Below are 24,023 nucleotides of genomic sequence, written 5' to 3' on the forward strand. Positions count from 1 at the left end.
ACAAGCTGGTCAGCATGGCTTCCGCTTGCACTCTCAGGGGTAGAGTGCTAAATACTTGTTTGGCACTCTGAGGTCGAGAGTGACAACAATCGGGATCGGGGCGATGGGGCCCGCGCAGGGATAGCGGGTCCATGCCGTCGCGGGCGTCGGCTCGGTCCGTGAAGACACCCTGCTACTGGGAGGTCTAGCCTAATGGCAGCCAAGATGATCGCGTTTGACGAGGACGCCCGGCGCGGTCTCGAGCGCGGTATGAACCAGCTCGCCGACGCCGTGAAGGTGACCCTCGGCCCGAAGGGCCGCAACGTCGTGCTGGAGAAGAAGTGGGGCGCCCCCACGATCACCAACGACGGTGTCTCCATCGCCAAGGAGATCGAGCTCGAGGACCCGTGGGAGAAGATCGGCGCCGAGCTCGTCAAGGAAGTCGCCAAGAAGACCGACGACGTCGCCGGTGACGGCACCACGACGGCTACCGTGCTCGCCCAGGCGCTGGTCCGTGAGGGTCTGCGCAACGTCGCCGCGGGTGCGAACCCGATGGCGCTGAAGAAGGGCATCGAGGCCGCCGTCGAGCGCGTCAGCGAGGAGCTGTCGAAGCTCGCCAAGGACGTGGAGACCAAGGAGCAGATCGCCTCCACCGCCTCCATCTCCGCCGCCGACACCGAGATCGGCGCCCTCATCGCCGAGGCGATGGACAAGGTGGGCAAGGAAGGCGTCATCACCGTCGAGGAGAGCAACACCTTCGGCCTGGAGCTGGAGCTCACCGAGGGCATGCGCTTCGACAAGGGCTACGTGTCCGGCTACTTCGTGACCGACCCCGAGCGCATGGAGGCGGTCTTCGAGGACCCGTACATCCTGATCGTCAACTCCAAGGTCTCGGCCAACAAGGACCTGCTGCCGCTGCTCGACAAGGTCGTGCAGTCCGGCAAGCCGCTGGTCATCATCGCCGAGGACGTCGAGGGCGAGGCCCTGGCCACCCTGGTCGTCAACAAGATCCGCGGCCTGTTCAAGTCCGTCGCCGTCAAGGCTCCGGGCTTCGGCGACCGCCGCAAGGCCATGCTGGGCGACATCGCCATCCTCACCGGTGGCCAGGTCATCTCCGAGGAGGTCGGTCTAAAGCTCGAGAACGCCACTCTCGACCTGCTCGGCCGCGCCCGCAAGGTCGTCGTCACCAAGGACGAGACCACGATCGTCGACGGCGCCGGTGACGCCGAGCAGATCGCCGGCCGGGTCAACGAGATCCGCGCCGAGATCGAGCGCACCGACTCCGACTACGACCGCGAGAAGCTCCAGGAGCGCCTCGCCAAGCTGGCCGGCGGCGTCGCCGTCATCAAGGCCGGCGCGGCCACCGAGGTCGAGCTCAAGGAGCGCAAGCACCGCATCGAGGACGCCGTCCGCAACGCGAAGGCCGCGGTCGAGGAGGGCATCGTCCCCGGTGGTGGCGTGGCTCTGCTGCAGGCCGGCGCCAACGCGTTCGACAAGCTCGAGGTCAACGGCGACGAGGCCACCGGTGCCGCGATCGTCCGCAAGGCCCTTGAGGAGCCGCTGAAGCAGATCGCCGTCAACGCCGGCCTCGAGGGCGGCGTCGTGGTGGAGAAGGTCCGCAACCTCCCGGCTGGTGAGGGCCTCAACGCCGCGACCGGCGAGTACGTCAACATGTTCGAGTCCGGCATCATCGACCCGGCCAAGGTCACCCGCTCGGCGCTGCAGAACGCGGCGTCCATCGCGGCGCTGTTCCTGACCACCGAGGCCGTCATCGCCGAGAAGCCCGAGAAGGAGAAGGCCCCCGCCATGCCCGGCGGCGGCGACATGGACTTCTGATCCATCTGCCTGCTTCGTCTCAACGGAAGGGCGGTTCCCCTCGGGGGAACCGCCCTTTCCCGTTGAACGCGTCAGGTGAGGCGTCTGACCCAGCGGGCGCAGTCGGTCTGCATCGTGTATCCCGCCGCCGTCCAGGCGTGATGCGCCAGGGCGTTGTCGTGCAGGACCATCGCGTCGGCGCGGAACGCGCCGAACTTCCTGAACCGCTCCTCGGCGGCCCGGATCAGCAGCGATCCGATGCCCATGCGCCGGTGGGCGGGGTCCACGGCGAGCCGGTAGAGGTGGGCGCGCCAGCCGTCCCATCCGGCGATGAGCGTGCCGACCATGCGGCAGTCGATCTCGGCGACGAGCAGCGCCTCGGGATCGCGCTCGATCAGGGCCACCACCTTGCCCGCGTCGTCGTGCCTGTCGGTGTTCTCCGCGGCCTCAAGCCAGAACCGCAGTACGGCCGGGACATCGTCGAGCGCTCCATAGCGGACGCGTACGTCGGGAGAGGTCATCGCAGCTCCTCCGGAAGATCGCGGTCGTGCAGGACGGTCAGCGACGTTACCGCCCGGGTGAGGACCACGTAGAGGCGGGCGAGGCCACGCTCCTCCGCCTCCACGATCGCGGCCGGCTCGACGACGATCACGTGGTCGTACTCCAGACCCTTGGCGAGCGTCGCCGGGACCAGCAGCACCCGGTCGTCGCCCGTCGAGTCGGGGCCGAGCACCGTGTGCGGCACCGCCGCGGCCTCCAGAGCCGCCGAGAGCGCGGGAAGGGCCGAGTCCGGGGCGATGACGCCGATGGAGCCCTCCTGCGCGAGAGCCTGCCGTACGGCCCCGGGGAGGGCGGCGGTGACGTCGGCCTCGCGGCGTACGGACAGGGAGCCTGCGCCGGGACGCAGCGAGCGCGGCGGGGCGAGATCCGGCGCCACGGAGGGCAGCAGCCGCGCGGCGAAGTCGAGGACCTCGCGAGGCACACGGAAGCCGAGCGTGAGCTCGGTGACCTCGCCGGACGGCTGGCCGAGGTGGTCGAGCACGGTCTTCCACGAACGCGCCGACCAGGGAGTGGTGCCCTGGGCGAGGTCGCCGAGCACGGTGGCCGAGCCGGTGCGGCAGCGGCGTCCGAGCGCCCGCAACTGCATCGCCGACAGGTCCTGCGCCTCGTCCACCACGAGGTGTCCCCGCGACGGCGTCCGTTCGATGAGGTCGGCCAGCTCGTCCAGCAGCGCCGCGTCGGCGGCCGTCCACTTGGCCGAGCGGTGCGACTTGTACGGCTTGCGCCACAGGATCAGGGCCTGCTCCTCCGGCGAGAGGTCCGACTTCGCCGCCTTGGCGAGGAACTCCGCGTCCGACAGCAGCCGGAACAGCACCTGCTCGGGGGTGAGCTTCGGCCAGACGGCGTCGAGCACGGCCTTGACCGGCTTCGACCGGGCCACGGCGTCCTGGACCCGGTCGTCGGGCGACTCGCCGCGCCGTTCCATCTGGACGAGCACGGCGTGGGCGAGCCGCTGGGCCAGGGTGGCGCGGCCCGGGCCGTACCGGGTCGTGCCGCGCAGCGAGGCGACGATCTCGCGGACCTCGTGATCGGGCACCCGATAGCGGTTGATGCCCTTGGTGAACAGCACCCCGTCGACCGGCTTGGTCACGTGCAGCCACAGCGCCCGCCTGACGACCTCGGCCATGCGGGCGTCGCCCTTCACGGCCGCCACCGCGCGGTCCTCGGGATGGGCATGGTCGCCCAGGACCCCGGCCACCGTCGTCTGGTCGACCTTCACCTCGCCGAGCGCGGGCAGCACCGAGGAGATGTAGGACAGGAAGGCCCGGTTGGGCCCGACGATCGTCACGCCCGAGCGCGCCAGCTTCTCCCGGTGGGTGAACAGCAGGTAGGCCGCGCGGTGCAGGCCCACGGCCGTCTTGCCCGTGCCCGGCGCCCCCTGCACGCAGACGGTCACGCCGAGGTCGGCGCGGACGATCTCGTCCTGGTCGGGCTGGATGGTCGCCACGATGTCGCGCATCGGGCCGGTGCGGGGCCGCTCGATCTCCTCGGTCAGCAGCCTGCTCTGCCCGAGCGCCCGGCCGTCGAGCGGCTCGTCCTCGTACGCGGTGAGGTCGCCGCCCTGGTAGCCGAACCGGCGGCGCAGCGCCACCCCCATCGGGTCGGCGGGGCTGGCCTGGTAGAAGGCGCGCGAGACCGGGGCGCGCCAGTCGATCACGAGGGGCCGGCTGCTCTCGTCGTGAACGTGCCTGCGGCCGACGTAGACCGTGCTCGGCAGGTCGTCGCCGGCCGCACGGTCCAACCGGCCGAAGAACAGCGGCGCGTCGGGGTGGTCGGCCAGTGCGGCCACCCGCTGGTCGAGCAGGCCCTGCAGAACCTGCTGCGACACCCAGTCGCCGGCGGCGTCCGCCGACAGCGACTGCGCGTGCTCGCGCATCGCTCGCAGCGCGGCTCGGGAGGCCGCGAGATGGGCGCGCTCGGCTTCGAGCACATCTCCGGGCATGCGAAAACTCCTCTGGGCATGACGAGGTCGGGACTTGTGGAAGCGGGAAACTCAAGAGCTTAGCGATGGACACCGCGATGCCGAAACGGTATTTCTCTCGCGTGTCGCTCTTTCCCGGGACGGGTATCTGTACCCGGGTGACGCGCACCGTGGTTCCTCCGGCGATCCCGGCCGCGGCGAGCCTGCTGCTCGCCGCGCTGTGGGGGTTCGCGGTTTTCGGCGACTGGAGCACGCAGGCCTTCTGCACGACGAGCGTGGGACCGTCGCCGGGCTGTGCGGACCGGATCGCCTCGGTGGTCACGGTGTCCGTGATGGTCGGAGTGGTTGCGGTGTGCGCCACCGGGTTCGCCTGGTTCGCCCGGCGCGAGTCCCTGTACGGCGTCGCCGTGGCGGCCTGGATCGTCGCGCTGGTGGTGTTGTTCGTCGGCGGCCTGACTGTCCAGTGACCGCGCCCCCTTGACCGGCGCGAGAAGCTTTCCGGAGGAGGCGTTGGAGCGCTCCATCGTCGGCCCCCGGGAGAACGACATGCAGTAGTGGGGTGATTTGTCCTGATATGCCGCGTGGGTGAGCCGGGCTCGCCGTTCTGCGTGAGCCGGGCGTATAGACGGGCGGGATGAGGGGCAGCGAGAAACCAGGATCAAGACGAAAAATGCGCATATTGTGTGATTCGCCTTGTCTGCTGGGTATTGCCGCCATCACGACTGCATCATGTGAGGGCAAAGCGCGAGGAGGTGATGTGGTGACCAGCCCCAAGGGCATCTCCTGGACCTAGTGAGCACACGCCACCGGGCTCGGGGAGCGGAGCGGGCTTGGCGAGGACCGGGACCGGGCTCGCCGGTTCGCCGGTCATGCGTTGGACCTGGTCGCGCAGCGCCCGCCCCGCGGCGGTGGTTGCCCCCTCGTCGCCGATCAGCCCGCGCGCGGCGCATCGAGTCGCGCGCGGTGAACAAGGTCGCAGCCGGTGAACAAGGCCGGGCGCGGCGGCCTGCTTCGCGCCACGCCGGCCGGTGCCCGCGAAGCTCTGCCCCGGCCCCGCGAAGCTCTGCCCCGGGCCGCGAAGCCTTGGGCTGGGACCCCGAAAGCCCTACGCCAGGCCGCGAAGCTCTGCCCCGGGCCGAGAAGCTTTGCGCCGGGCCGCGAAAGGTGCAGGAACCCGGAGCGCTGTGTCGGTCCGGGATCCGTGCATCGGGGTCTGCGCGAAGCCGTACGTCGCGAACTCGAAGCTCTGTGCCGGGGCCGCGGTCAGCGCCCAGCCCGGAGCGCTGTGTCGGCCCGGGATCCGTGCATCGGGGTCTGCGCGAAGCCGTACGTCGCGAACTCGAAGCTCTGTGCCGGGGCCGCGGTCAGCGCCGGGTCCTCTTGGCCTGCGTCGTCAGCGTGCGGGGTCTTCTTCGCCCACGTCGTCGGCGTCGATGATGTGGTACGCGTAGCCCTGCTCGGCCAGGAACCGCTGCCGGTGCGCGGCGAACTCCTGGTCGACCGTGTCGCGGCTGACCACCGAGTAGAACCGTGCGCCGCCGCCGTCGGCCTTGGGGCGCAGCACCCGGCCGAGCCGCTGGGCCTCCTCCTGGCGTGAGCCGAACGTGCCGGAGACCTGGATCGCCACGGACGCCTCGGGCAGGTCGATGGAGAAGTTGGCGACCTTCGAGACCACCAGCACCCGGATCTCCTTGTCGCGGAACGCCTGGAACAGGCGCTCGCGCTCCTTGACCTTGGTCTCGCCCTTGATGACCGGCGCGTTCAGGTGCTCGCCCAGCTCGTCGAGCTGGTCGATGTACTGCCCGATGACCAGCACCTGCTCGTCGGCGTGCCGCCGCACCAGCGCCTCGGTCACCCGCGTCTTGGCGGGTGTGGTCGAGCAGAACCGGTAGCGCTCGTCGTTCTCGGCCATCGCGTAGGCCAGCCGCTCGTCGTCGCTGAGCGTCACCCGCACCTCGACGCACTCGGCGGGGGCGATGTAGCCCTGGTTCTCCATCTCCTTCCAGGGCGCGTCGTAGCGCTTGGGCCCGATGAGCGAGAAGACGTCGCCCTCCCGGCCGTCCTCGCGTACGAGCGTGGCGGTGAGGCCGATGCGCCGGCGGGCCTGGAGGTCGGCGGTCATCCGGAAGATCGGCGCGGGCAGCAGGTGGACCTCGTCGTAGACGACGAGCCCCCAGTCGCGGGCGTCGAACAGCTCAAGGTGCCGGTAGGTGCCCTGCCGCCGGGTCGTCATGACCTGGTAGGTGGCGATCGTGACCGGCCGGATCTCCTTCTTGGTGCCGGTGTATTCGCCGATCTCGTCCTCGGTCAGCGAGGTGCGCCTGAGCAGCTCCTGCTTCCACTGGTGGGCGGAGACCGTGTTGGTGACGAGGATCAGCGTGGTCGCGCGGGCGTGCGCCATGGCCGCCGCGCCGACGATCGTCTTGCCCGCGCCACACGGCAGCACCACGACCCCGGAGCCGCCGTGCCAGAACGCGTCGGCCGCCTCCTTCTGGTAGGGCCGCAGCGACCAGCCGTCCTCGCGCAGGTCGATGGGGTGGTGCTCGCCGTCGACGTATCCGGCCAGGTCCTCGGCCGGCCAGCCGAGCTTGAGCAGCGTCTGCTTGATGTTGCCGCGCTCGGAGGGGTGCACGGCCACGATGTCGGCTCCGAAGCGCTCCCCGACCAGTGGCTGGATCTTCTTGGAGCGCAGCACCTCCTCCAGCACGGCCCGGTCGGTGCTGGTGAGCACCAGGCCGTGGATGGGGTGCTTCTCCAGCCGCAGCCTGCCGTACCGCGCCATGGTCTCGGCGACGTCCACGAGCAGCGCGTGCGGCACCGGATAGCGGCTGAAGCCGATCAGCGCGTCGATCACCTGCTCGGCGTCGTGCCCGGCGGCCCGGGCGTTCCACAGCGCGAGCGGGGTGACCCGGTAGGTGTGGACGTGCTCGGGCGCGCGCTCGAGTTCGGCGAACGGGGCGATGGCCTTCCGGCACTCGTCCGCCCTCGGGTGGTCGACCTCCAGCAGCAGCGTCTTGTCCGACTGGACGATCAGCGGCCCGTCACTCAATGCCTGCTCCCCCTCGTACGGCTAACGCCTATCAAACACGAGGCCGGGCCGAATCAGTCCCGGTCGCGGGAATCAGTCGTCGAGGTAGCCGTTGATCCCGGCCCAGATGAGCGCGCCGATCCCGATCGCGAACAGGGCGGCGTTGATGCCGATGGAGATCCACGTCCACTTGAGCAGCTTGCGGGACTGGTCCGGCTCGGTGTCCACCTTGCCGAGCGCGACCCCGGACAGGATCGCCCCGGCGATGCCGCCGAGAGTGAAGTAGCAGCTCAGCGCCAGCACGATGCTGACGACGAGGGCCACGATCGCGTGCGTGCGCGGGCCCTGCTGCCGGGGAGGGTAGTAGCCGTAGCCGTACGGCTGCTGCCCGTACTGCCCGTACTGCCCGTACTGCCCGTACTGGCCATACTGCCCGTACTGCTGGTTGGGGTCGGGTCCGGGCGGCGGGCCGTACGGGCCGTACTGCTGTTGTCCGTAGGGGGGCTGTCCGTAGGGGGTGGAGCCGGACTGCGGTCCATAGGGGTTGGACGGCGTCCGCCAATCCTGGGGCCCCTGCCCCGGCTGCTCCGGAGTCGTCATCCTGAGATCCTTTACTACGGGGGACCTCAAGATTTACCACGGATGTGTCATCGGCCGATCTCGGCGATGCCGGTGATGCGGTGCAGGGCGAAGCGGTGGACGGTCGCCCGGGTCTCGTCGTACGCGGTGAGGTAGCCGCCCTCCATCCGCGCCGGTTCGAGGATGCGGCTGGTGGCGTGTCCCTGCGAGTCGAGGTAGCCGATCCACACCCGCGTCCCCTGCCGGATGGCGTCCTGGAGCGCGCTGATCGTGGCGGTCGCGGGGGAGCGGGGCACCTGACCCTCGGGCGCCTCCACGGGCCGCCGCCGCGAGTCCCCTGCCCGCATCGCCCGTACGGCCGCGGCGACCACCTCGGGGTCGGGGGCGGTGTTCGCGGTCACCCGGGCGGTGGGCTGCCCCTCGGTCCGCCGGGCGTCGGCCCGCGCGACGACGACGTCGCCCTCCAGCGACTCGGCCACCGGCGCGTATCCCATCGCCCGCAGCGAGTCGACCAGCGCGGCCCTGGACGTCTTGGACGCCAGCACGGTCGGCGCGAGCCGCCGCAGCCGCAGCGGGTGGGCCCGCTTGTCGGCGAGCACCTCGTCGAGCAGGGCAGGGTCGTCGCACCGGATGTACGCCGACGCCGTGCCGACCCGGATCCGACCGTGGCGGCGGGCCACATCGGTGACCAGGTAGCGCAGCGGCTGCGGCACCGGGGTGGCCGAGTGGCGTTCCAGCACGGTGAGCAGGTCGTCGGCCGAGTGCCCCGCGTCGAGCGCCCGGCGCACCGACTGCTCGGAGAAGCGGTAGACCGTCGCGCCGCCCTTGCTCTCCACATCGGCCATGAGCGCGAGCCTGCGGCCGAGGTCGGTGGTCAGCGGGCCGGGCGCCACGGCGGTGAGGTCGGCCTGCAGCAGCACGTGGTCGACCGCCTCGGGCAGCAGCGGGCCGAGCAGGCCGGCCGTCGTGCCGTCGCCCCGGGCCACGGCGCGGCCGTGTGAGGACGGCACGCCGAGCCCGGTCACGCCGATGTGCTCGGCCTCGCGCAGGGCGAAGCGTACGAGCCGGTCGCGCAGCGCGGGGCGACGGCGGGGCTGCTCCCAGGCGAGCCGGGCCAGCACCGACTCGGGCGTCGGTGCGAGGCCGGGCGGCGCCGCCTCCAGCACGGCGAGCGTGCGCGCCCGCGTCTGGGCCGCCCCCGGCCTGCGGAGATCGGGGTGGAGGGCGTTCATGGGACGGTCGCGGTCGTCCCGTTCGCCGATCAGCCCGGGGGCGCGCTCCATCGCGGCCCACGCGTCGGCGAGCACGGCCCAGCGGTCCTCGGTGGCCTTGATCCGCCAGCCGTCGTAGCCGCCCGTCGGCAGCCATTCCCCCTCGCCCGCCGCGACCAGCCCGGCCGCGTGCGCGACCTCGACCACCAGCCCGGCCGCCCACTCCGGCAGGTCGAGAAGCTGGGCCGTACGCCTGAGGTCGCGGATGGCGAGGCCGCCCGTGCGCAGCACGCCCGGCGGGTCGACGCTCCACACCTCGCACAGCTCCTCGACCATGCGCACGAACGTGAACGCCTGCCCGGCGGCCGTGCGGTCGGCCAGGTCCTGGTCGCGTACGGACCCCTCCAGGGCGGGCGGGCCGGGGGACAGGTCGCGGTGCACCCTGCCGTCGCGCAGCACGAGGGCGACCTCGCGGGGGAGCGCGACGGTCTCCTCGCCGGTCGCGCCGAGCAGGCCGCGGGCCAGCAGTTGCTCGATGGGCGACTGGGCGTTCGCGGCGTCCACTTCGCGGCGGGCGTTGGGCAGCCGTCCGCTCGCCGGGCCCCAGACGAGCTCGTTCAGGGCCGTCTGCGCCTGCGGGGAGACCTCGCCGACGAGCCGCGCGACCGTCGCGGGATCGGCCAGCAGCGCCGCGAGCCGTTCCCTGGCCGGCCGTTCGCCGTCCGCCCGCCCGTCCTCGTACGCCGGGTCGATGTCCCGCAGAAGCACGTCGAGCCGTTCGGGCGGGTGGTGGCGGAACACCTCGGCGGCCGGCGGTCCCAGGGAGGCCGGGGGTTCGAGCGCCTCGGCCACGCCCGGCGCGGGCAGCAGCGCGTCGGCGGCGCCGTAGACCAGGGCGCGCGTGGTCAGCACGCCGAGCGCGGCGTCGAGGGCGGACCCGAGGGTCTCGTCGTCGTGATCGGCGGGAACGGCGCGGCGGAGCAGGGAAAGCAACGTCTCGCGATCGGCGGGACCGGGCCGCAGGGCCAGCGTCTCCAGGACGGCGAGCGTGAACCGGTCAAGCCGGTCCAGCGCCCGGCCGATGGCCGAGGGGCTGGAGGCGCGGGCGGCCAGGCCGTCGATGTGCGCGGGGACGGGCGTCACGAGTTCGGGCCGCGCCGCCACGAGCGCCCGCAGCAGCTCGTCGGAACGGCCGCGAAGCCACTCGGCGAAGTCCGTGCCCGTCATTCTCTCCATGGTAGGGCTCGGCCTTCGTCCGGCCGCCGGAGCGCCCGTGTGGCAGGGGTTTGCGCACTCGCCGGGAAGATCGACAAGAATCTCGTCACGGGACGCTTCATTGGCCTTCGAGTGGGTCCATGGGGCCGGTCTCTGGGCATAACCTACCTACAGTCACCTTCACGACAGTCTGAACGAGGTCACCCCTGTGCCGAGTGGCAAGGTCAAGTGGTACGACGCCGACAAGGGTTTCGGCTTCCTCACCCGCGACGACGGCGGTGAGGTCTTCGTGCATTCCTCCGCCCTGCCCAAGGGGGTCGAGGCGCTCAAGCCCGGACAGAAGGTCGAGTTCGGTGTCGCCGAGAGCCGCCGCGGTCAGCAGGCGCTCTCGGTGCGGGTGATCGACCAGCCCCCGACGCTGGCCAAGACCGCCAAGGCCAAGGCGAAGCGGAAGAAGCCCGACGAGATGGTCGTGATCGTCGAGGATCTGATCAAGCTTCTCGACGACATCTCGAACTCCTACCAGCGGGGCAAGCACCCGGACGCGGCGCACGCCAAGAAGATCGCCACAGTCCTGCGCGCCGTCGCCGACGACCTCGACGCCTGACCGGTCCCCTCACCGGCCGCGTCCGTTCCCGCCGCCCGGCCAACCCCTGGGCGGATGCGGGCCGTGGCGGGGTGCGGGGCCGCGTAGGCGGGGGTGGTGGCGCGAGTGGCCGATTCAAGGCGGCTGGTTCAAGGCGGCTGGTTCAAGGCGGCTGGTTCAAGGCGCTGGTCCACGCGGCCGGTTCAGGTGGCCGGTTCAGGTGGCCGTGGCGGTGCGGGCGGCGAGCCTGCGGCGGCGGAGGATGACGAGGCGGCCGAACGCGAGCGCGAGGGCGGCGGACATCACGCCGAGCCCGGCGGGACCGGCCACGAACAGCGACATCACCAGGCCCAGCAGGCCGCCGAGGACCCAGGCGATCTGGAGCAGCGTCTCGGCGACGCCGAACGCCGAGGAGCGCACCTCCTCGCCGATCTCGCGCTGCACGATGGCGTCGAACGCGAGCTTGCCGAGGCCCTGGGCGAACGCGCCCACGAGGGCCACGGCGGCGGCGGTCCACACGTCGAAGAAGAAGGCCGCGGCGACGGTGGCGACCGTGGCCAGCGCGAGCGTGGCCATGACGGTCAGGTGCGGAGATCGGGATCGCGACCAGGAGCCGGCGGCGGCCCCGGCCAGGCCGCCCGCGCCCGCGGCGGCGGCCAGCAGCGCCAGCGCGGCCTTTGGATCCACGCCGCGCAGGTGGCCGTCCTGGACGAGGAACAGCAGGAAGAACACGAGGAAGCCCGACTGCACCCGGATCGCGGCGTTGGCCCCCATGGCCTCGCCCACCACCGGGCCCAGGCTGAGCACGGTGCGCCAGCGGGGGCGCGGCCCGGCCTCCTCCAGGTCGGGCGCGTCCACGTGCCGCGGCAGCCGTACGGCGAACGCCCCGGACAGCAGGAACAGCGGCACGGCGACGCGCAGCACCCAGTCGGCCCCGGCCACGGCGGACAGGCCGGCGGCGACACCGGCGCCGGCGCCGGCCGACACCAGCGCGAACAGCGCGACCCTGGCGTTGGCCGTCACCAACGGGATGTCGGCGGGCAGCACGCTCGGCATGACCGCCGCCCGTGACACGTTGTAGGCCTTCGAGAGGACGAGCACGGCGAGCGCCGAAGGAAACAGCGTGACCGTGTCGGAGGCGTGGACGGCGCCTGCCATCCCCCAGCACAGCAGGCCGCGCGCGAGCAGGGTGCCGGCCATGATGTAGCGGCGGCCCGATCGGAGCCGGTCGAGCACCGGCCCGACGAAGGGCGCCACCACCGCGAACGGCAGCATGGTGATCAGCAGATATGCCGCGACCTGGCCGCGGGCCTGGCCGACCGGCAGCCCGAACAGCAGCGCCCCGGCGAGGGCCACGGTGACCAGAGCGTCCCCGGCGGAATGGGCGGCGGTCACCTCGATGAGGTGGCCGAGACCGGTGCGCCCGGCTCCCTGGGCGTGCGTCAACCGGCGCGTCGCACGCGCCGGTGCCCTCACAACACGCGTAACTTTCGCCCAAATCTTCACCATAGGCACCGAGGGTCCTTCCATGTTTTGCCCATCGAGCCGGTGCGGTCCGCTCGCGGCGTGGGTGAAAATGGAGTGTGAGTCGTACCCGAATCCGTAGCACTCCAGTCGACCAGGCCTGTGCGGCGGCGGTCGACCTCGCCCGCCGGGCCGCCGAAGACATCGCGCGCCCCGGGGAGGTGGGAGAGCACCTGGGCTTCGACAACGAGGGCGACCGGGTCGTCACCCATTACTTCGAGTGCCTCGACCGCGCCTACCACGGCTGGCGCTGGGCGATCACCGTCACCCGCGCCTCCCGCGCCCGTGTGGTGACCGTGAGCGAGACCGTGCTGCTGCCCGGCTCGGGCGCGCTGCTCGCTCCCCGCTGGGTGCCGTGGAACGAGCGCCTGCGCCCGGGTGACCTGGGCGTGGGCGACCTGTTGCCCGCCGAGGCCGACGACGACCGGCTCGTGCCCGGGTTCGCCTCCGCCGACGAGGACATCGACAAGCAGATGCTCTTCGAGCTCGGGCTTGGACGCGCCCGCGTCCTGTCCGTGCTCGGCCGTGACCTCGCCGCGCGACGCTGGCGCGCCGGTGAGGCCGGACCGCACACCCCGATCGCGCACGCCGCCCCGGCGCAATGCTCCACCTGCGGCTTCTACTGGCCGCTCGCCGGAGCGCTGGGCCTCGGCTTCGGCGTCTGCGCCAACGAGTACGCGCCGGACGACGGCCGCGTGGTGTCCGCCGACCACGGCTGCGGGGCGCACTCCGAGGCGACCACCGTGCCCTCGATGGTCATGGATCCGGCGCCGCCGATCCTGGACGACATGGGATATGACCTCATCGAGTCGGGCTCCGTGGACGAGGCCGGCTCCGAACCCCTGGGCCACGCCTGATCATGTTCGATACCGCGCGCCTGCGTGACACCGTTCTCGCGGCCTGGACGGCCTCGCCTGCCCGCTTCCGCGAGGACGCCAACGCCGAGGAGGACTTCGCCCTCGGCGGCTACCGCGACCGGCTGGTCGTGGAGCTCGCCCAGAACGCCGCCGACGCCGCGCTGCGGGCCGGCGTGCCGGGCCGCCTGCGGCTGACGCTCGCCGACGGCGTGCTGCTGGCCGCCAACGTCGGCGCGCCGCTCGACCAGACCGGCGTCGAGGGCCTGTGCACCCTGCGCGTCTCGGGCAAGAAGGACGAGGTGGGCGCGGCCGGCCGCTTCGGCGTCGGCTTCGCGGCCGTGGTGTCGGTCACCGACGCGCCCTCGATCGCCTCCCGGCTGCCCTCGGGCGAGGCCCACGGGGTGCGCTGGTCCCGCGAGGAGACCGCCGCGCTGGTCGCCGCCCGGCCGCAGCTCGCGGCCGAGCTGGAGGGCCGAGAGGGGCACGTCCCGCTGCTGCGGCTGCCGTTCTCCGACGACTCCCTTGAGGTCCCCGAGGGCTTCGACACGCTCGTACGGCTCCCGCTGCGCGACGAGGCCGCCGAGCAGGCCGTACGGCGGATGCTCGAAGAGGCGGGGCCCGCGCTGCCGCTGTCGATGCCGGCGCTGGAGGCCGTCGAGATCGAGGTGGACGGGCAGGTCCGCACGATCTCGGCCGAGGGCTGGCACGTGGTCACCGAGTCGGGCACGTTCACCCCGGATCAGGTGGCCGAGCTGTTCGCCGACCGGCCGACCGAGGAGCGGGCCCGGCCCTACTGGGAGGTCCGCTGGGCCGTCCCCGGTGGCCGCCGCGGCGACGTCCCCAGGGTCGTGCACGCGCCGACGCCGAGCGACGAGCCGCTCGACCTGCCCGCGCTGCTGATCGCGTCGTTCCCGATGACCACCGACCGGCGGCACGTCGCCCCCGGGCCGCTCACCGACTTCCTGGTCGCCAGGGCCGCCGAGGCGTACGTACGGCTGCTGGGGGAGCTTCCGGCGACCCCGGACCTGCTCGGCCTCGTGCCCGGCCTGATGGGCAAGGGCGCGCTCGACGCGGCGATCAGGCGGGAGATCGTCAGGGCGCTGCCGGACACGCCGCTGCTGCCGACGATCTCCGAGGGCGTCGTGCCGGGCAGCCAGGCGCGGGCGGTCGAGGGGCAGGCCGAGTTCCTGGAGAAGATCGCCGGCATCGTGCCCGGGCTGCTGCCATCGGGCTGGTCCTCCCGGCACCCGGCCCTGACCACGCTCGGCGTGCGCCGGGTCGAGCTGGCCGACGTCGTCGACATGCTGTCGGGCGAGGCAGTGGAGGACAAGGACCCGGCGTGGTGGCGGTCGCTCTACGACGTGCTGCCCGCCGACGACCCGGAGGCGATCGGCGCGATCGCCGTGCCGCTGGCCGACGGCCGCCTGGTGCGCGGCCCGCGCGGCACGCTCGTGCTGTCACAGGAATCGGGAACTTTCGACCCTGCTCTGCTCGCGCCGCTGGGGCTGCGGATCGTCCACCCGGACGCCGCGCACCCGCTGCTGCTGCGGCTGGGCGCGGCCGAGGCGACCCCGCGTACGGTCCTGGAGGACCCGCTCACCCACGCGGCCGTGGCCGAGTCGCTGCACAGCGCCGACCCCGAGCCGGTGGCCCAGGCCGTGCTGGCCCTGGTCGACGCGGCGGGCCTGACCGCGGGGGAGGCCCCCTGGCTGGCAGAGCTGGCGCTGCGCGGCGCCGACGGCGAGCTCTACGCGGCGGGCGAGCTGCTGCTGGCCGAGGGCTCGCTGGCCGGTCTGATCGACCCCGAGGTGCCGTTCGGCGTCGCCGCCCCCGACCTGGTGGAGAAGTTCGGCCCGCACGTGCTGGCGGCGGCCGGGGTGCTCGACGGCTTCGCCGTGGTCAACGACTCCGACGTGCTGCTCGACCCCGCCGAGTGCGACCACGACCTCGACCTCGAAGACGAGTGGCTGGAGGCCGTGCTCGACCTGCTGCCCGATCTCGACGTGCCGCCGGTGGTCCGGGAGTTCACCGCCGTACGCGACCTGGAATACGTCGCCGACTGGCAGAACGCCCTCGCGTTGCTGTCGCGGCCCCCGCTGCGCGCCGCCCTGCGGCCCATGCGGGTGCTCGCCGCGGGGGAGACCGTCGAGGTGCCGTCCTACACGGCCTGGTGGCTGTCGCGGCACGAGGTGCTCGCCGGGCGCAGGCCGACGGAGCTGCGGCTCCCGACGGGCGACCCGCTGCTGTTCGGCCTGTACGGCGAGGCGCCCGCGGGGATCGACGACGACGCGCTGAAGATGATCGGCGTCCGGTCCACGCTCGCCGACCTGCTCGACTCGCACGGCGGCCCGGAAGAGCTGCTCGACCTGCTGGCCGACTCGTCCCTTGAGGTCGACCGGGCCCAGCTGCGCTCGCTGTGGATCGCGCTGGCGGCCGTCGATCCCGACCGGGTGAGCCCGCCCGAGGCCGTACGGGCCGTGCTGAAGGGCACGGTCACGGTCGCGGACGTCGAGGACGGCCCGGTCGTGGTGGAGGCGCCCGACCTGCTCGCCCTGGTGGAGGACCGGCCGCTCGTGCTCGCGCCGTTCGACCTCGCCGAGGCGCTGTCGGAGGTGCTCGACCTGCCGCTCGCCGGTGAGGTGGTCACCGGAGCGGTCACCTCGGCCGGGACCGAGAAGCCCGTGCCGCCCGAGGTGCGCTCGTTGCTGCCCGGCGCCCCCGCGACGTACGTCGAGCACGACGAGCTGCTCGTGGACGGCAGGCCGGTGCCGTGGCGGTTCTTCGAGGGCGCGGTGCACGCGACCGGCGTGGACGGCCTGGCCAGGGGTCTCGCCTGGGCGGCCGGCCAGTGGGGCGACCGCCTCGCCGTGGCGGCGCTCCTGCGCGACCCCGCCCGGGTGCCCCTGCTGCTCGCCGAGGCCGACCTCGACCCCACGGCCTCGCTGTAGCCCACTGCCCGTCGGGAGCGCCGTGGGGTCTCAGCGCAGGGCAGGCAGGTCGTAGTCGGGCAGGTCGATGCTCGACGCCTTGGCGAACTGCGCCGCGATCAGGTTCCGCATCGGCCGGCGCGTCATGGCGCGCATGGAGGCGGTCTTCGGGCGGATGCGGTTTCCTGAGGAGCCGCCCCGGCACTGGCGGAGCAGGATCGAGCTGGCCGCCCGGATGCTGTGGGCGACGTTCCGGCGGCACCCGTGGCTCGCACCGGCCATGTCCGTGACACGACCGCAGCTCATCCCCAGCGCGCTGCCGTTCATGAAATGGGTGCTCGGCGCTCTCGACGGTCACGGCCTCGACGCCGTGACGATGCTCACCGCCTACATCACCGTGTTCAACCACATCCGGGGCACCGCGATCAACCTGGAGTTCGAGGCGGAGGCCGAGGCGCTGACCGGGCTCGACGCCGACGCCTGGATGGACGCCCGCAAGTCGGCGTTCGACGCGATCACGGCGGGGGGCGGGCTGCCGCTGTTCGAGCGCCTCCAGGCGGCCGGAGGATACGACTTCGACATGGACGCCCTGTTCGAGTTCGGCCTGCAGCGGCTTCTCGACGGCATCGCGACGCTCCTCGCCGGAGCGCGCTGAGAGGGGCCGCGGTCAGCGGCGGGGTTCCGGGTCGCCGGTTTCGGCGGCGGGGACGGGCTCGCGCAGGCGGGCGTCGCGGCGGCGGATATAGAGGACCCCGAACACGCCGAGGCCGATCCCGGCGACGCAGACCCAGACCGGCCGCGGATCGGCCGGCCTGACCACGAGCAGCACGACGACCAGGGCGATCGCCCACAGGGAAGTCCCGACCAGGATCGTGAGGGTGTCCCTCGTCCTGAGAGGCTTGGGGTCCGGCCGGCGCTCGCTCACGCCAGCCAGCTTAGAAGGTCATGGCAGCATGCCGGTATCTTCATGACAAACCCGTCACGAAAAGACAACGCTGCCCCCCTGGCTCTTTCCGTGGATGGTAAGGGCCTGCGACTCTGCGCGCGTGAATGCGAACCCCATGAACACGTCTGGCTTTCTCGATCGGTACTTCTCCATCTCAGCGCGTGGTTCGTCCGTCGGACAGGAGGTCCGCGGCGGCTTCGCCACCTTCTTCACGATGGCCTACATCGTGGTGCTCAACCCGCTCATCATCGGCACCGTCGCCGACAAGACGGGCCAGTTCCTCGGTGACGGGCAGAACCCCAACATCGCGCTGGTCGCCGCGGCCACGGCGTTCGTCGCGGGCATCCTCACGATCATCATGGGCGTCTTCGGCCGGGTGCCGTTCGCCCTGGCCACCGGCCTTGGACTGAACGCCTTCCTCGCCTTCGGCATCGCCAGCCAGATGTCGTGGGAGGACGCGATGGGCCTGGTCGTGCTTGAGGGCATCGTCATCGCGATCCTCGTGGTGACGGGCTTCCGGGTGGCGGTGTTCCACGCGATCCCCGCCCAGCTCAAGACGGCGATCAGCGTCGGCATCGGCCTGTTCATCGCGCTGATCGGGTTCGTCGACGCCGGGTTCGTACGGCGCATGCCCGACGCGAGCAACACCACGGTCCCGGTCAAGCTCGGCGCGCTGGGCAACGGCTCGCTGACCGGGTGGCCCACGCTCGTCTTCGTCGTCGGCCTGCTCGTGACTGCCTTCCTCGTCGCACGCAGGGTCAAGGGCGCCATCCTGCTCGGCATCGTCGGCACGACCGTGCTCGCCATGATCGTCGAGGCGATCGGCAAGATCGGGCCGCAGACCCCGGACGGGAGCAACCCCAACGGGTGGTCGCTGAACGTGCCCGCGTGGCCGAAGAACTTCATCGAGCTGCCCGACCTGTCGCTGCTCGGCCAGTTCAGCCTGTTCGGGAGCTTCGCCAAGATCGGCGGCCTGGCGGCCGTGATGTTCGTCTTCACCCTCATGCTCGCCGACTTCTTCGACACGATGGGCACGATCGTCGGCGTGGGCCGCCAGGCCAACCTGGTGCAGGAGGACGGGACCGTCGAGCGCACCAAGGAGATCCTGCTCGTCGACTCCCTCGCGGCCGCGGCCGGCGGCGCGGCCAGCGTGTCGTCCAACACCACCTACATCGAGTCGGCGGCCGGCGTCGGCGAGGGCGCGCGCACCGGTCTGGCGAGCATCGTCACCGGCGTGCTGTTCCTCCTGGCCATGTTCTTCGCCCCGCTGACGGAGATCGTGCCGTTCGAGGCGGCGACCCCGGCTCTCGTGGTCGTCGGCTTCCTGATGATGACCCAGGTCAAGGAGATCGACTTCAGCGACTTCGAGACCGCGATCCCCGCGTTCCTGACCATCGTGCTCATGCCGTTCACGTACTCGATCACCGCCGGGATCGGTGCGGGCTTCGTGAGCTACATCGTCATCAAGGTGCTCCGCGGCAAGGCGCGCGAGCTCCACCCGCTGATGTGGGTCGTGGGCGCGCTGTTCGTCGTGTATTTCGCGCTGGAGCCCATCAAGAGCCTGCTCGGCCTGGGCTGATCCGCGCGGTACGGAGGCCGCCGTGGCGACGCCGCGGCGGCCTTCGCCTGTCCCAGGGCCCTGGCGTGCGGGAATCTGTCGGTGGGGCCGAATAGGGTCGTGACGTGGCCGTGAGGGGACAGCGGGTGGTGCCGGCGGAGTTGCTGCCGCGACTGCGCCTGGCCAGAGACCGCATGGACCGCGACTACCGGAGCGAGCTCGATCTCGACGGGCTCGCCGCCGTCGCCGGGGTCTCCAAGTTCTACTTCGTCCGCTGCTTCGAGGCGGCGTACGGCGAGACGCCGATGCGCTACCTCACCAGGCGGCGGCTGGAGCGCGCCCAGGACCTGCTGCGTTTCGCCAACCTGACCGTGACCGAGGTCTGCATGTCCGTCGGGTTCAGCAGCCTGGGCTCGTTCTCGGCCAAGTTCCGCCGGATGGTGGGGGAGAGCCCGAGCGAATACCGCGACCGGTGGGCGGCGCGCGGCGGCCCCCGCGTCCCCGGGTGCTACCTGTTCATGAACGGCGTGCTCGACCTGCGTGGTGCGCCCAAGCGCGACGACGATTGTGCAATTTCGGAGAAGCCCAGGTCAGAGGGGTCGCAGTAGCGTCGCCACATGATTCGGAACGTCTCCTTGATCACGCTTTACTGCCGCGACCAGGACGAGGCCCGCGACTTCTACGTGGACGTCCTCGGCTTCGTCTCCAACACCGACATCCAGATGGACGGGTTCCGCTGGGTCACCATCAACCACCCGGACCACCCGGAGCTGGAAATCACGCTGATGAAGCCGGGGCCGCCGCTCGACGACGAGGGCGCCGACTTCTACCGCAGGCAGCTCGACAAGGGGCAGGCCGGCGGCCTGGGGCTGCGCGTGGACGACTGCCGCAAGACCTGTCAGGAGCTCGCGGCCAAGGGCGTGACGATCCTCCAGGAGCCCTCCGACCGGCCGTACGGGGTGGAGGCGGTCATCCGCGACAACCAGGGCAACTGGCTCGTCCTGGTCGAGCCCAGGGAGTTCACGCCGGAGGACTTCGCCTGACGCGAGGCGCATACGAGGCCCGGTCCCCATGCGGGGGCCGGGCCTCGGTCGTTCACGGGCAGATGACCACCGCCCCACGGTGCGCACGGCTCCCGATCGTGCGCGGCTCGTGATCGGGTGCGCGGCTCCGGATCGTGGTGCGAGGCGACGGAGGTCGCCGACCCGGACCGCGCCGGTACGGTGTGTCGCGATCGGCGTGCAGCGTCACAAAATTTGCCTGGATAGTCGGACGAGTTGGAGGAATACGGACATGCGTCATATAGTTAGCAAAGGTAATGAGTCATGCTAACGAACGCCCAGAACTTGCGCAGCGACGCCGCTCTCGCGTCGGCCCTGCGCGTGTCCCTCGCCCGGCTGACGCGACGGATGCGCAAGCAGGCCGCGCACCACTCACTGACGCCTACACAGCTCGCGACGCTCGTCGCCGTCGAGCGCCACACCTCAATGACCCCCGGCGAGCTCGCGGAGCACGAGAAGGTGCAGCCGCCCTCGGTGACCCGCGTGATCGCGAAGCTGGAGGCCAGGGGTCTGCTGGAGCGCAAACCTCATCCGACCGATCGCCGGCAGGTGACGGTCAGCGTGACGCCGCAGGGAGCGGCGCTGCTGAAGGAGGAACGCCGCACCAAGGAAGCCTGGCTGGCGCAGCGGCTCAAGGACCTGACTCCGGAGGAGAGGGCGACGCTGCGAGCGGCGGCGCCGATCCTGGAGAAGCTGTCCACGATGTAGGCGGCATGTTCCGCTCCCTGCGGACCTACAACTACCGCCTGTTCGCCTCCGGCGGCGTGATCTCCAACGTCGGCACCTGGATGCAGCGAACCGCCCAGGACTGGCTGGTCCTCGACCTCGCGCACGGCCGCGGCTCGGCGCTCGGCGTCACCGTGGCGCTGCAGTTCCTGCCGACGATGCTGTTCGGCATGTTCGGCGGGGTGATCGCGGACCGCTACCCCAAGCGCCGGATCCTCATCGTGGCCCAGACGCTCATGGGCCTGCTGGCGCTCACCATGGGCGTCCTGGTCATCACGGGCACCGCCCAGGTCTGGCACGTGTACGCCATGGCGTTCACGCTCGGCCTGGTGTCCTGTGTCGAGGTGCCCACACGGCAGTCGTTCGTGGTCGAGATGGTGGGCCGGCGCGACCTGCCGAACGCCATCGCGCTGAACAGCTCGACCTTCAACCTCGCCCGGGTCGTCGGCCCGGCGGTGGCCGGTCTGCTGATCTCCTGGATGGGCACCGGCCCGATCTTCGTGCTGAACGCCGTGTCGTTCGCCGCGGTCATCTCGGGGCTCGCGCTCATGCGGACGTCCGAGCTGCGCTCGCCGGAGCCCGTGCCGCGCGGCAAGGGCCAGTTGCGCGAGGGCCTGCGCTACGTCGGCGGCCGGCCCGACCTGCTGCTGCCGCTGCTGCTCGTGGCGTTCATGGCGATCTTCGCCCAGAGCTTCTCGACCAGCATCGCGCTGATGGCCAAGCAGGCGTTCGGCGCGGGCGCGTCCTCGTTCGGCGTGGCGTCCAGCGCGTTCGCCGTCGGGGCGTTCGGCGGGGCGCTGCTGGCCGCGCGCCGGGTCAAGCCGAGCCGCAGGTTCCTGATCGCCGGGGCGCTGTGCTTCGGGCTGTTCCAGGTCGTCGCCGGGCTCGCCCCCGTGTATGCGGCGTTCCTGCTGATGCTCGTCCCCGCGGGCATGGCGATGATCACGGTCAACACGACCGCGAACACGATGGTGCAGCTCGGCGCCTCCCCCGAGATGCGCGGCCGGGTCATGGGCATCTACGTGCTGGTCTTCACCGGGGGAGCGCCGATCGGGGCGCCGCTGGTGGGCTGGCTCTCCGAACTGGCCGGTCCCCGGGCCTCGGTCGTGGCCGCCGGCCTGCTGAGCATGTGCGGCGTCTGCCTGGCCGTACTGGTGACCCGGATGGTCGCGGCTCGCGTGGCGCGCAGGGAAGAATCGGCACGTGAGCAGATTGTTCGTGGCGCTGCTGCCGCCGCCTGAGGCGCTGGCGGAGCTCTCCACGGCGGTCGAGACCGTACGTGCCGAGTGGTCGGAGCTGCGCTGGGTCGATCCCGCGCTGTGGCACGTGACCATGGCCTTCTTGGGCGAGGTGCCCGACGAGGTGCTGCCCGAGCTGAGCGCGCGGCTGGCCCGCGCGGCCGCCCGCTATTCCCCCGAGACGGTGTCGTTCGGCGGCGCAGGGGCCTTCCCCTCGGCCTCCCGGGGACGCATCTTCTGGGTCGGCCTGGAGGCCGGGCCGGCGCTGACCAGGCTCGCCGGGTCGGTCGCGGCCGGCGCCCGGCGGGCCGGGGCGGCGGAGACGGACCGCAAGCGGTTCCATCCCCACCTCACCCTGGCCCGTTCCCGGACCCGGTCACGCCACGGCGACGACCTGCGCCCCCTGGTCGGCGCCCTGGGCGCCTTCGGCGGGCGGCGCTGGGAGGTGTCGTCGGTGCACCTCGTACGCAGCCACACCGGCGCGACTGTGCGGTATGAGCAGGTCGAGGCGTACCCATTGGCCGTCCGCGACTAGGCTCCATGGCGTGGATCGTCCTCGTCGCTGGTTGCTGCCCACGGTGCTCGCGCTGCTCGTGTTCATCGTGATCGTCGGCGCGCTGCTCAACAGCGCCTGATCTGCGATCACCGGTGCCTGGGCTACCAGGCGTACTCCTCCGGGGCGGTCTTGAAGCCGGGGAAGATCTCGTCGAGCCGGGCGAGCGCCTTGTCGTCCAGCTTGATCTCCAGCGCCCGGACCGTGCCGTCGAGCTGCTCGACCGTGCGGGGGCCGATGATCGGCGCGGTGACCGCCCGCTGGTGCAGCAGCCACGCCAGCCCGACGTTGGCCGGGTCCTCGCCGAGCTCGTCGCAGAACGCCTCGTACTGCTCGATCTTGCCGCGGTGCTTGTCGAGCTGGGCCGCGATCTGGTCGGATGCCGAGCGGCCCTTGTCGATCTTGCGCAGGATGCCGCCGAGCAGGCCGCCCGCCAGCGGGCTCCACGGGATCAGGCCGAGGCCGTAGTCCTCGCAGGCCGGGATGACCTCGAGCTCGGGCGCGCGGACGAGCAGGTTGTAGTGGGACTGCTCGCTGACCAGGCCGAGGGTGTTGCGGCGGCGGGCCGCCTCCTGGGCCTTGGCGATGTGCCAGCCGGCGAAGTTCGACGAGCCGACGTACAGGATCTTGCCCTGCTGCTTGAGGATGTCCATGGCCTCCCAGAACTCCTCGAACGGGGTGTCCCGGTCGATGTGGTGGGCCTGGTAGACATCGATGTAGTCGGTCTGCATCCGGCGCAGCGAGGCCTCCGCCGCCCGACGGATGTTCAGCGCGGACAGCTTCTCCTCGTTCGGCCAGTCGCCCATCGAGCCGTAGAGCTTGGTGGCGATGACCGTACGCTCACGACGGCCGCCGCCCTTGACGAACCAGCGGCCGATGATGTTCTCGGTGATCCCCTCGCCCTTCTTCCAGCCATAGACGTTGGCCGTGTCGAAGAAGTTGATCCCGAGCTCGTGGGCGCGATCCATGATCGCGAAGGAGTCCTCCTCCGTGGTCAGCGGACCGAAGTTCATCGTCCCCAGGCAGAGCTTGCTGACCAGCAGGCCGGTGCGGCCAAGGTGTCCGTATTCCATGGCCTCCACCCTAGGTGCCTGGAGTGGACTCCAGGCCAGCCCGGCACGCCCTAGATCTTGAAGTCCCAGGTGAGGCGGCCCTCGCTCAGGTCGGCGGCGAGGCCGCGTACGAACTCCAGCTCCGTGGCGATCTGGGCCCGCTGAAACTCGGTCTCCACGAGGAAGAGGCGGGGCACGGAGGGCAGGTTGTCGGTCATCTCGGTGTCGAGCGCGGACAGCCGGGCCTCCAGTGCGGTGATGCGTTGCCGCAGCGCCGCCAGCGCCTCCTCCGGCGTCAGCACGGGCAGGAAGGCGAGCGCGGCGGGAAACTCGGGGAACTCCCTGGCCGGGGTGGACAGCATGGTCCGCATCCACTGCTTGAGCGTCTCGCGGCCCGTCTCGGTGGCCTCGTAGACCGTGCGTTCCGGCCGGTTCTCCTCGCGGGTGGTCTCGCGGATCGCCAGCAGCCCGTCGCGGAGCAGGCGCTCGATCGTCTGGTAGACGCTGTTGCGCTGCGCGACGTTGACCACGTCGTCCTGGTGCCGTTCCTTGATCAGCTGCTGCATCCGATAGGCGTGCATCGGCGACTCGCAGACCAGGGCGAGCACGGCCGTGGCCAGAGGGGAGCGCCGCGTCGACATGCGCCCCATCATAGGGGCCTTGTCGGCGATTAGTCATAATATGTA

Annotated in this window: 21 protein-coding genes; 12 read left to right on the top strand and 9 right to left on the bottom strand. The window is 71.5% G+C overall.

Annotated elements, in window-relative coordinates:
• Window positions 1–192: 192 nt before the first annotated feature.
• The gene (groL, locus tag HCK04_RS30990) at window positions 193–1,815 is read left to right on the top strand and encodes a chaperonin GroEL (protein ID WP_079319299.1); all 1,623 of its coding nucleotides are present in this window, start codon (window positions 193–195) and stop codon (window positions 1,813–1,815) included.
• 71 nt (window positions 1,816–1,886) lie between these two features.
• Here groL and HCK04_RS30995 read toward each other — a convergent pair whose 3' ends face one another.
• Window positions 1,887–2,315 (bottom strand): GNAT family N-acetyltransferase, encoded by a 429-nt coding sequence (locus HCK04_RS30995; RefSeq protein WP_142650920.1) that lies wholly within the window; start codon window positions 2,313–2,315, stop codon window positions 1,887–1,889.
• Window positions 2,312–4,297, bottom strand: coding sequence for an AAA family ATPase (locus HCK04_RS31000; RefSeq protein WP_142650921.1), 1,986 nt, complete (start codon window positions 4,295–4,297; stop codon window positions 2,312–2,314). The genes HCK04_RS30995 and HCK04_RS31000 overlap by 4 nt, the downstream gene beginning before the upstream one ends.
• Before the next feature lie 65 nt (window positions 4,298–4,362).
• Here HCK04_RS31000 and HCK04_RS31005 point away from each other — a divergent pair, with 65 nt between their 5' ends.
• Complete coding sequence (locus HCK04_RS31005) at window positions 4,363–4,743, top strand: hypothetical protein (RefSeq protein ID WP_142650922.1); 381 nt, start codon at window positions 4,363–4,365, stop codon at window positions 4,741–4,743.
• Window positions 4,744–5,669: 926 nt separating this feature from the next.
• Here HCK04_RS31005 and HCK04_RS31010 read toward each other — a convergent pair.
• From HCK04_RS31010 to HCK04_RS31020, 3 genes are all read right to left on the bottom strand, one after another.
• Window positions 5,670–7,325 (bottom strand): DNA repair helicase XPB, encoded by a 1,656-nt coding sequence (locus tag HCK04_RS31010; RefSeq protein ID WP_142650923.1) that lies wholly within the window; start codon window positions 7,323–7,325, stop codon window positions 5,670–5,672.
• A 72-nt stretch (window positions 7,326–7,397) separates the two neighbouring features.
• A complete protein-coding gene (locus HCK04_RS31015) occupies window positions 7,398–7,904 on the bottom strand; it encodes a hypothetical protein (protein WP_142650924.1) in 507 nt (168 codons plus the stop codon).
• Window positions 7,905–7,951: 47 nt separating this feature from the next.
• A complete protein-coding gene (locus tag HCK04_RS31020) occupies window positions 7,952–10,321 on the bottom strand; it encodes a helicase-associated domain-containing protein (RefSeq protein WP_142650925.1) in 2,370 nt (789 codons plus the stop codon).
• 196 nt (window positions 10,322–10,517) lie between these two features.
• Between HCK04_RS31020 and HCK04_RS31025 the strand changes: the two genes are divergently transcribed.
• Entirely contained in the window at window positions 10,518–10,916 is a 399-nt protein-coding gene (locus HCK04_RS31025) for a cold-shock protein (RefSeq protein ID WP_142650926.1), read from the top strand.
• A 195-nt stretch (window positions 10,917–11,111) separates the two neighbouring features.
• Here the strand turns inward: HCK04_RS31025 and HCK04_RS31030 are convergent, their stop codons facing one another.
• The gene (locus tag HCK04_RS31030) at window positions 11,112–12,341 is read right to left on the bottom strand and encodes an MFS transporter (RefSeq protein ID WP_240971978.1); all 1,230 of its coding nucleotides are present in this window, start codon (window positions 12,339–12,341) and stop codon (window positions 11,112–11,114) included.
• A gap of 137 nt (window positions 12,342–12,478) precedes the next feature.
• Between HCK04_RS31030 and HCK04_RS31035 the strand changes: the two genes are divergently transcribed.
• From HCK04_RS31035 to HCK04_RS31045, 3 genes are all read left to right on the top strand, one after another.
• On the top strand, window positions 12,479–13,276 hold the full coding sequence (locus HCK04_RS31035; protein WP_142650928.1) for a DUF3027 domain-containing protein: 798 nt from the start codon (window positions 12,479–12,481) through the stop codon (window positions 13,274–13,276).
• A gap of 2 nt (window positions 13,277–13,278) precedes the next feature.
• Window positions 13,279–16,224, top strand: a complete 2,946-nt coding sequence (locus tag HCK04_RS31040; protein WP_142650929.1) for a hypothetical protein — start codon at window positions 13,279–13,281, stop codon at window positions 16,222–16,224.
• A gap of 133 nt (window positions 16,225–16,357) precedes the next feature.
• The gene (locus tag HCK04_RS31045; protein WP_205830930.1) at window positions 16,358–16,858 is read left to right on the top strand and encodes a TetR/AcrR family transcriptional regulator C-terminal domain-containing protein; all 501 of its coding nucleotides are present in this window, start codon (window positions 16,358–16,360) and stop codon (window positions 16,856–16,858) included.
• A gap of 12 nt (window positions 16,859–16,870) precedes the next feature.
• Here HCK04_RS31045 and HCK04_RS31050 read toward each other — a convergent pair whose 3' ends face one another.
• Window positions 16,871–17,128 carry a DUF2530 domain-containing protein gene (locus tag HCK04_RS31050; RefSeq protein ID WP_221889998.1) on the bottom strand — a complete coding sequence of 86 codons (258 nt, stop codon included), beginning with the start codon at window positions 17,126–17,128 and terminating at the stop codon, window positions 16,871–16,873.
• Between the two features lie 136 nt (window positions 17,129–17,264).
• Between HCK04_RS31050 and HCK04_RS31055 the strand changes: the two genes are divergently transcribed.
• The 6 genes from HCK04_RS31055 (at window position 17,265) to thpR (ending at window position 22,267) form a co-directional block, all read left to right on the top strand.
• Complete coding sequence (locus HCK04_RS31055; RefSeq protein WP_205830931.1) at window positions 17,265–18,728, top strand: NCS2 family permease; 1,464 nt, start codon at window positions 17,265–17,267, stop codon at window positions 18,726–18,728.
• 104 nt (window positions 18,729–18,832) lie between these two features.
• Window positions 18,833–19,315, top strand: coding sequence for a helix-turn-helix transcriptional regulator (locus tag HCK04_RS31060; protein WP_260617476.1), 483 nt, complete (start codon window positions 18,833–18,835; stop codon window positions 19,313–19,315).
• A gap of 9 nt (window positions 19,316–19,324) precedes the next feature.
• Window positions 19,325–19,750: a VOC family protein gene (locus HCK04_RS31065; RefSeq protein ID WP_142650933.1), complete on the top strand. Its 426-nt coding sequence runs from the start codon at window positions 19,325–19,327 to the stop codon at window positions 19,748–19,750.
• Between the two features lie 282 nt (window positions 19,751–20,032).
• Window positions 20,033–20,476, top strand: coding sequence for a MarR family transcriptional regulator (locus HCK04_RS31070; protein ID WP_142650934.1), 444 nt, complete (start codon window positions 20,033–20,035; stop codon window positions 20,474–20,476).
• Window positions 20,477–20,481: 5 nt separating this feature from the next.
• Window positions 20,482–21,735 carry an MFS transporter gene (locus tag HCK04_RS31075; protein ID WP_142650935.1) on the top strand — a complete coding sequence of 418 codons (1,254 nt, stop codon included), beginning with the start codon at window positions 20,482–20,484 and terminating at the stop codon, window positions 21,733–21,735.
• Window positions 21,698–22,267, top strand: coding sequence for an RNA 2',3'-cyclic phosphodiesterase (thpR, locus tag HCK04_RS31080; RefSeq protein WP_142650936.1), 570 nt, complete (start codon window positions 21,698–21,700; stop codon window positions 22,265–22,267). Before HCK04_RS31075 ends, thpR begins: the two co-directional genes overlap by 38 nt.
• A 122-nt stretch (window positions 22,268–22,389) precedes the next feature.
• Here the strand turns inward: thpR and HCK04_RS31085 are convergent, their stop codons facing one another.
• Both HCK04_RS31085 and HCK04_RS31090 read right to left on the bottom strand, forming a co-directional pair.
• Window positions 22,390–23,358, bottom strand: coding sequence for an aldo/keto reductase (locus tag HCK04_RS31085; RefSeq protein WP_142650937.1), 969 nt, complete (start codon window positions 23,356–23,358; stop codon window positions 22,390–22,392).
• 50 nt (window positions 23,359–23,408) lie between these two features.
• On the bottom strand, window positions 23,409–23,978 hold the full coding sequence (locus HCK04_RS31090; RefSeq protein ID WP_147943111.1) for a PadR family transcriptional regulator: 570 nt from the start codon (window positions 23,976–23,978) through the stop codon (window positions 23,409–23,411).
• Window positions 23,979–24,023 lie beyond the last annotated feature (45 nt).

The sequence above is a fragment of the Microbispora sp. CL1-1 genome (genome assembly GCF_012034195.1).
GTDB lineage: Bacteria > Actinomycetota > Actinomycetes > Streptosporangiales > Streptosporangiaceae > Microbispora.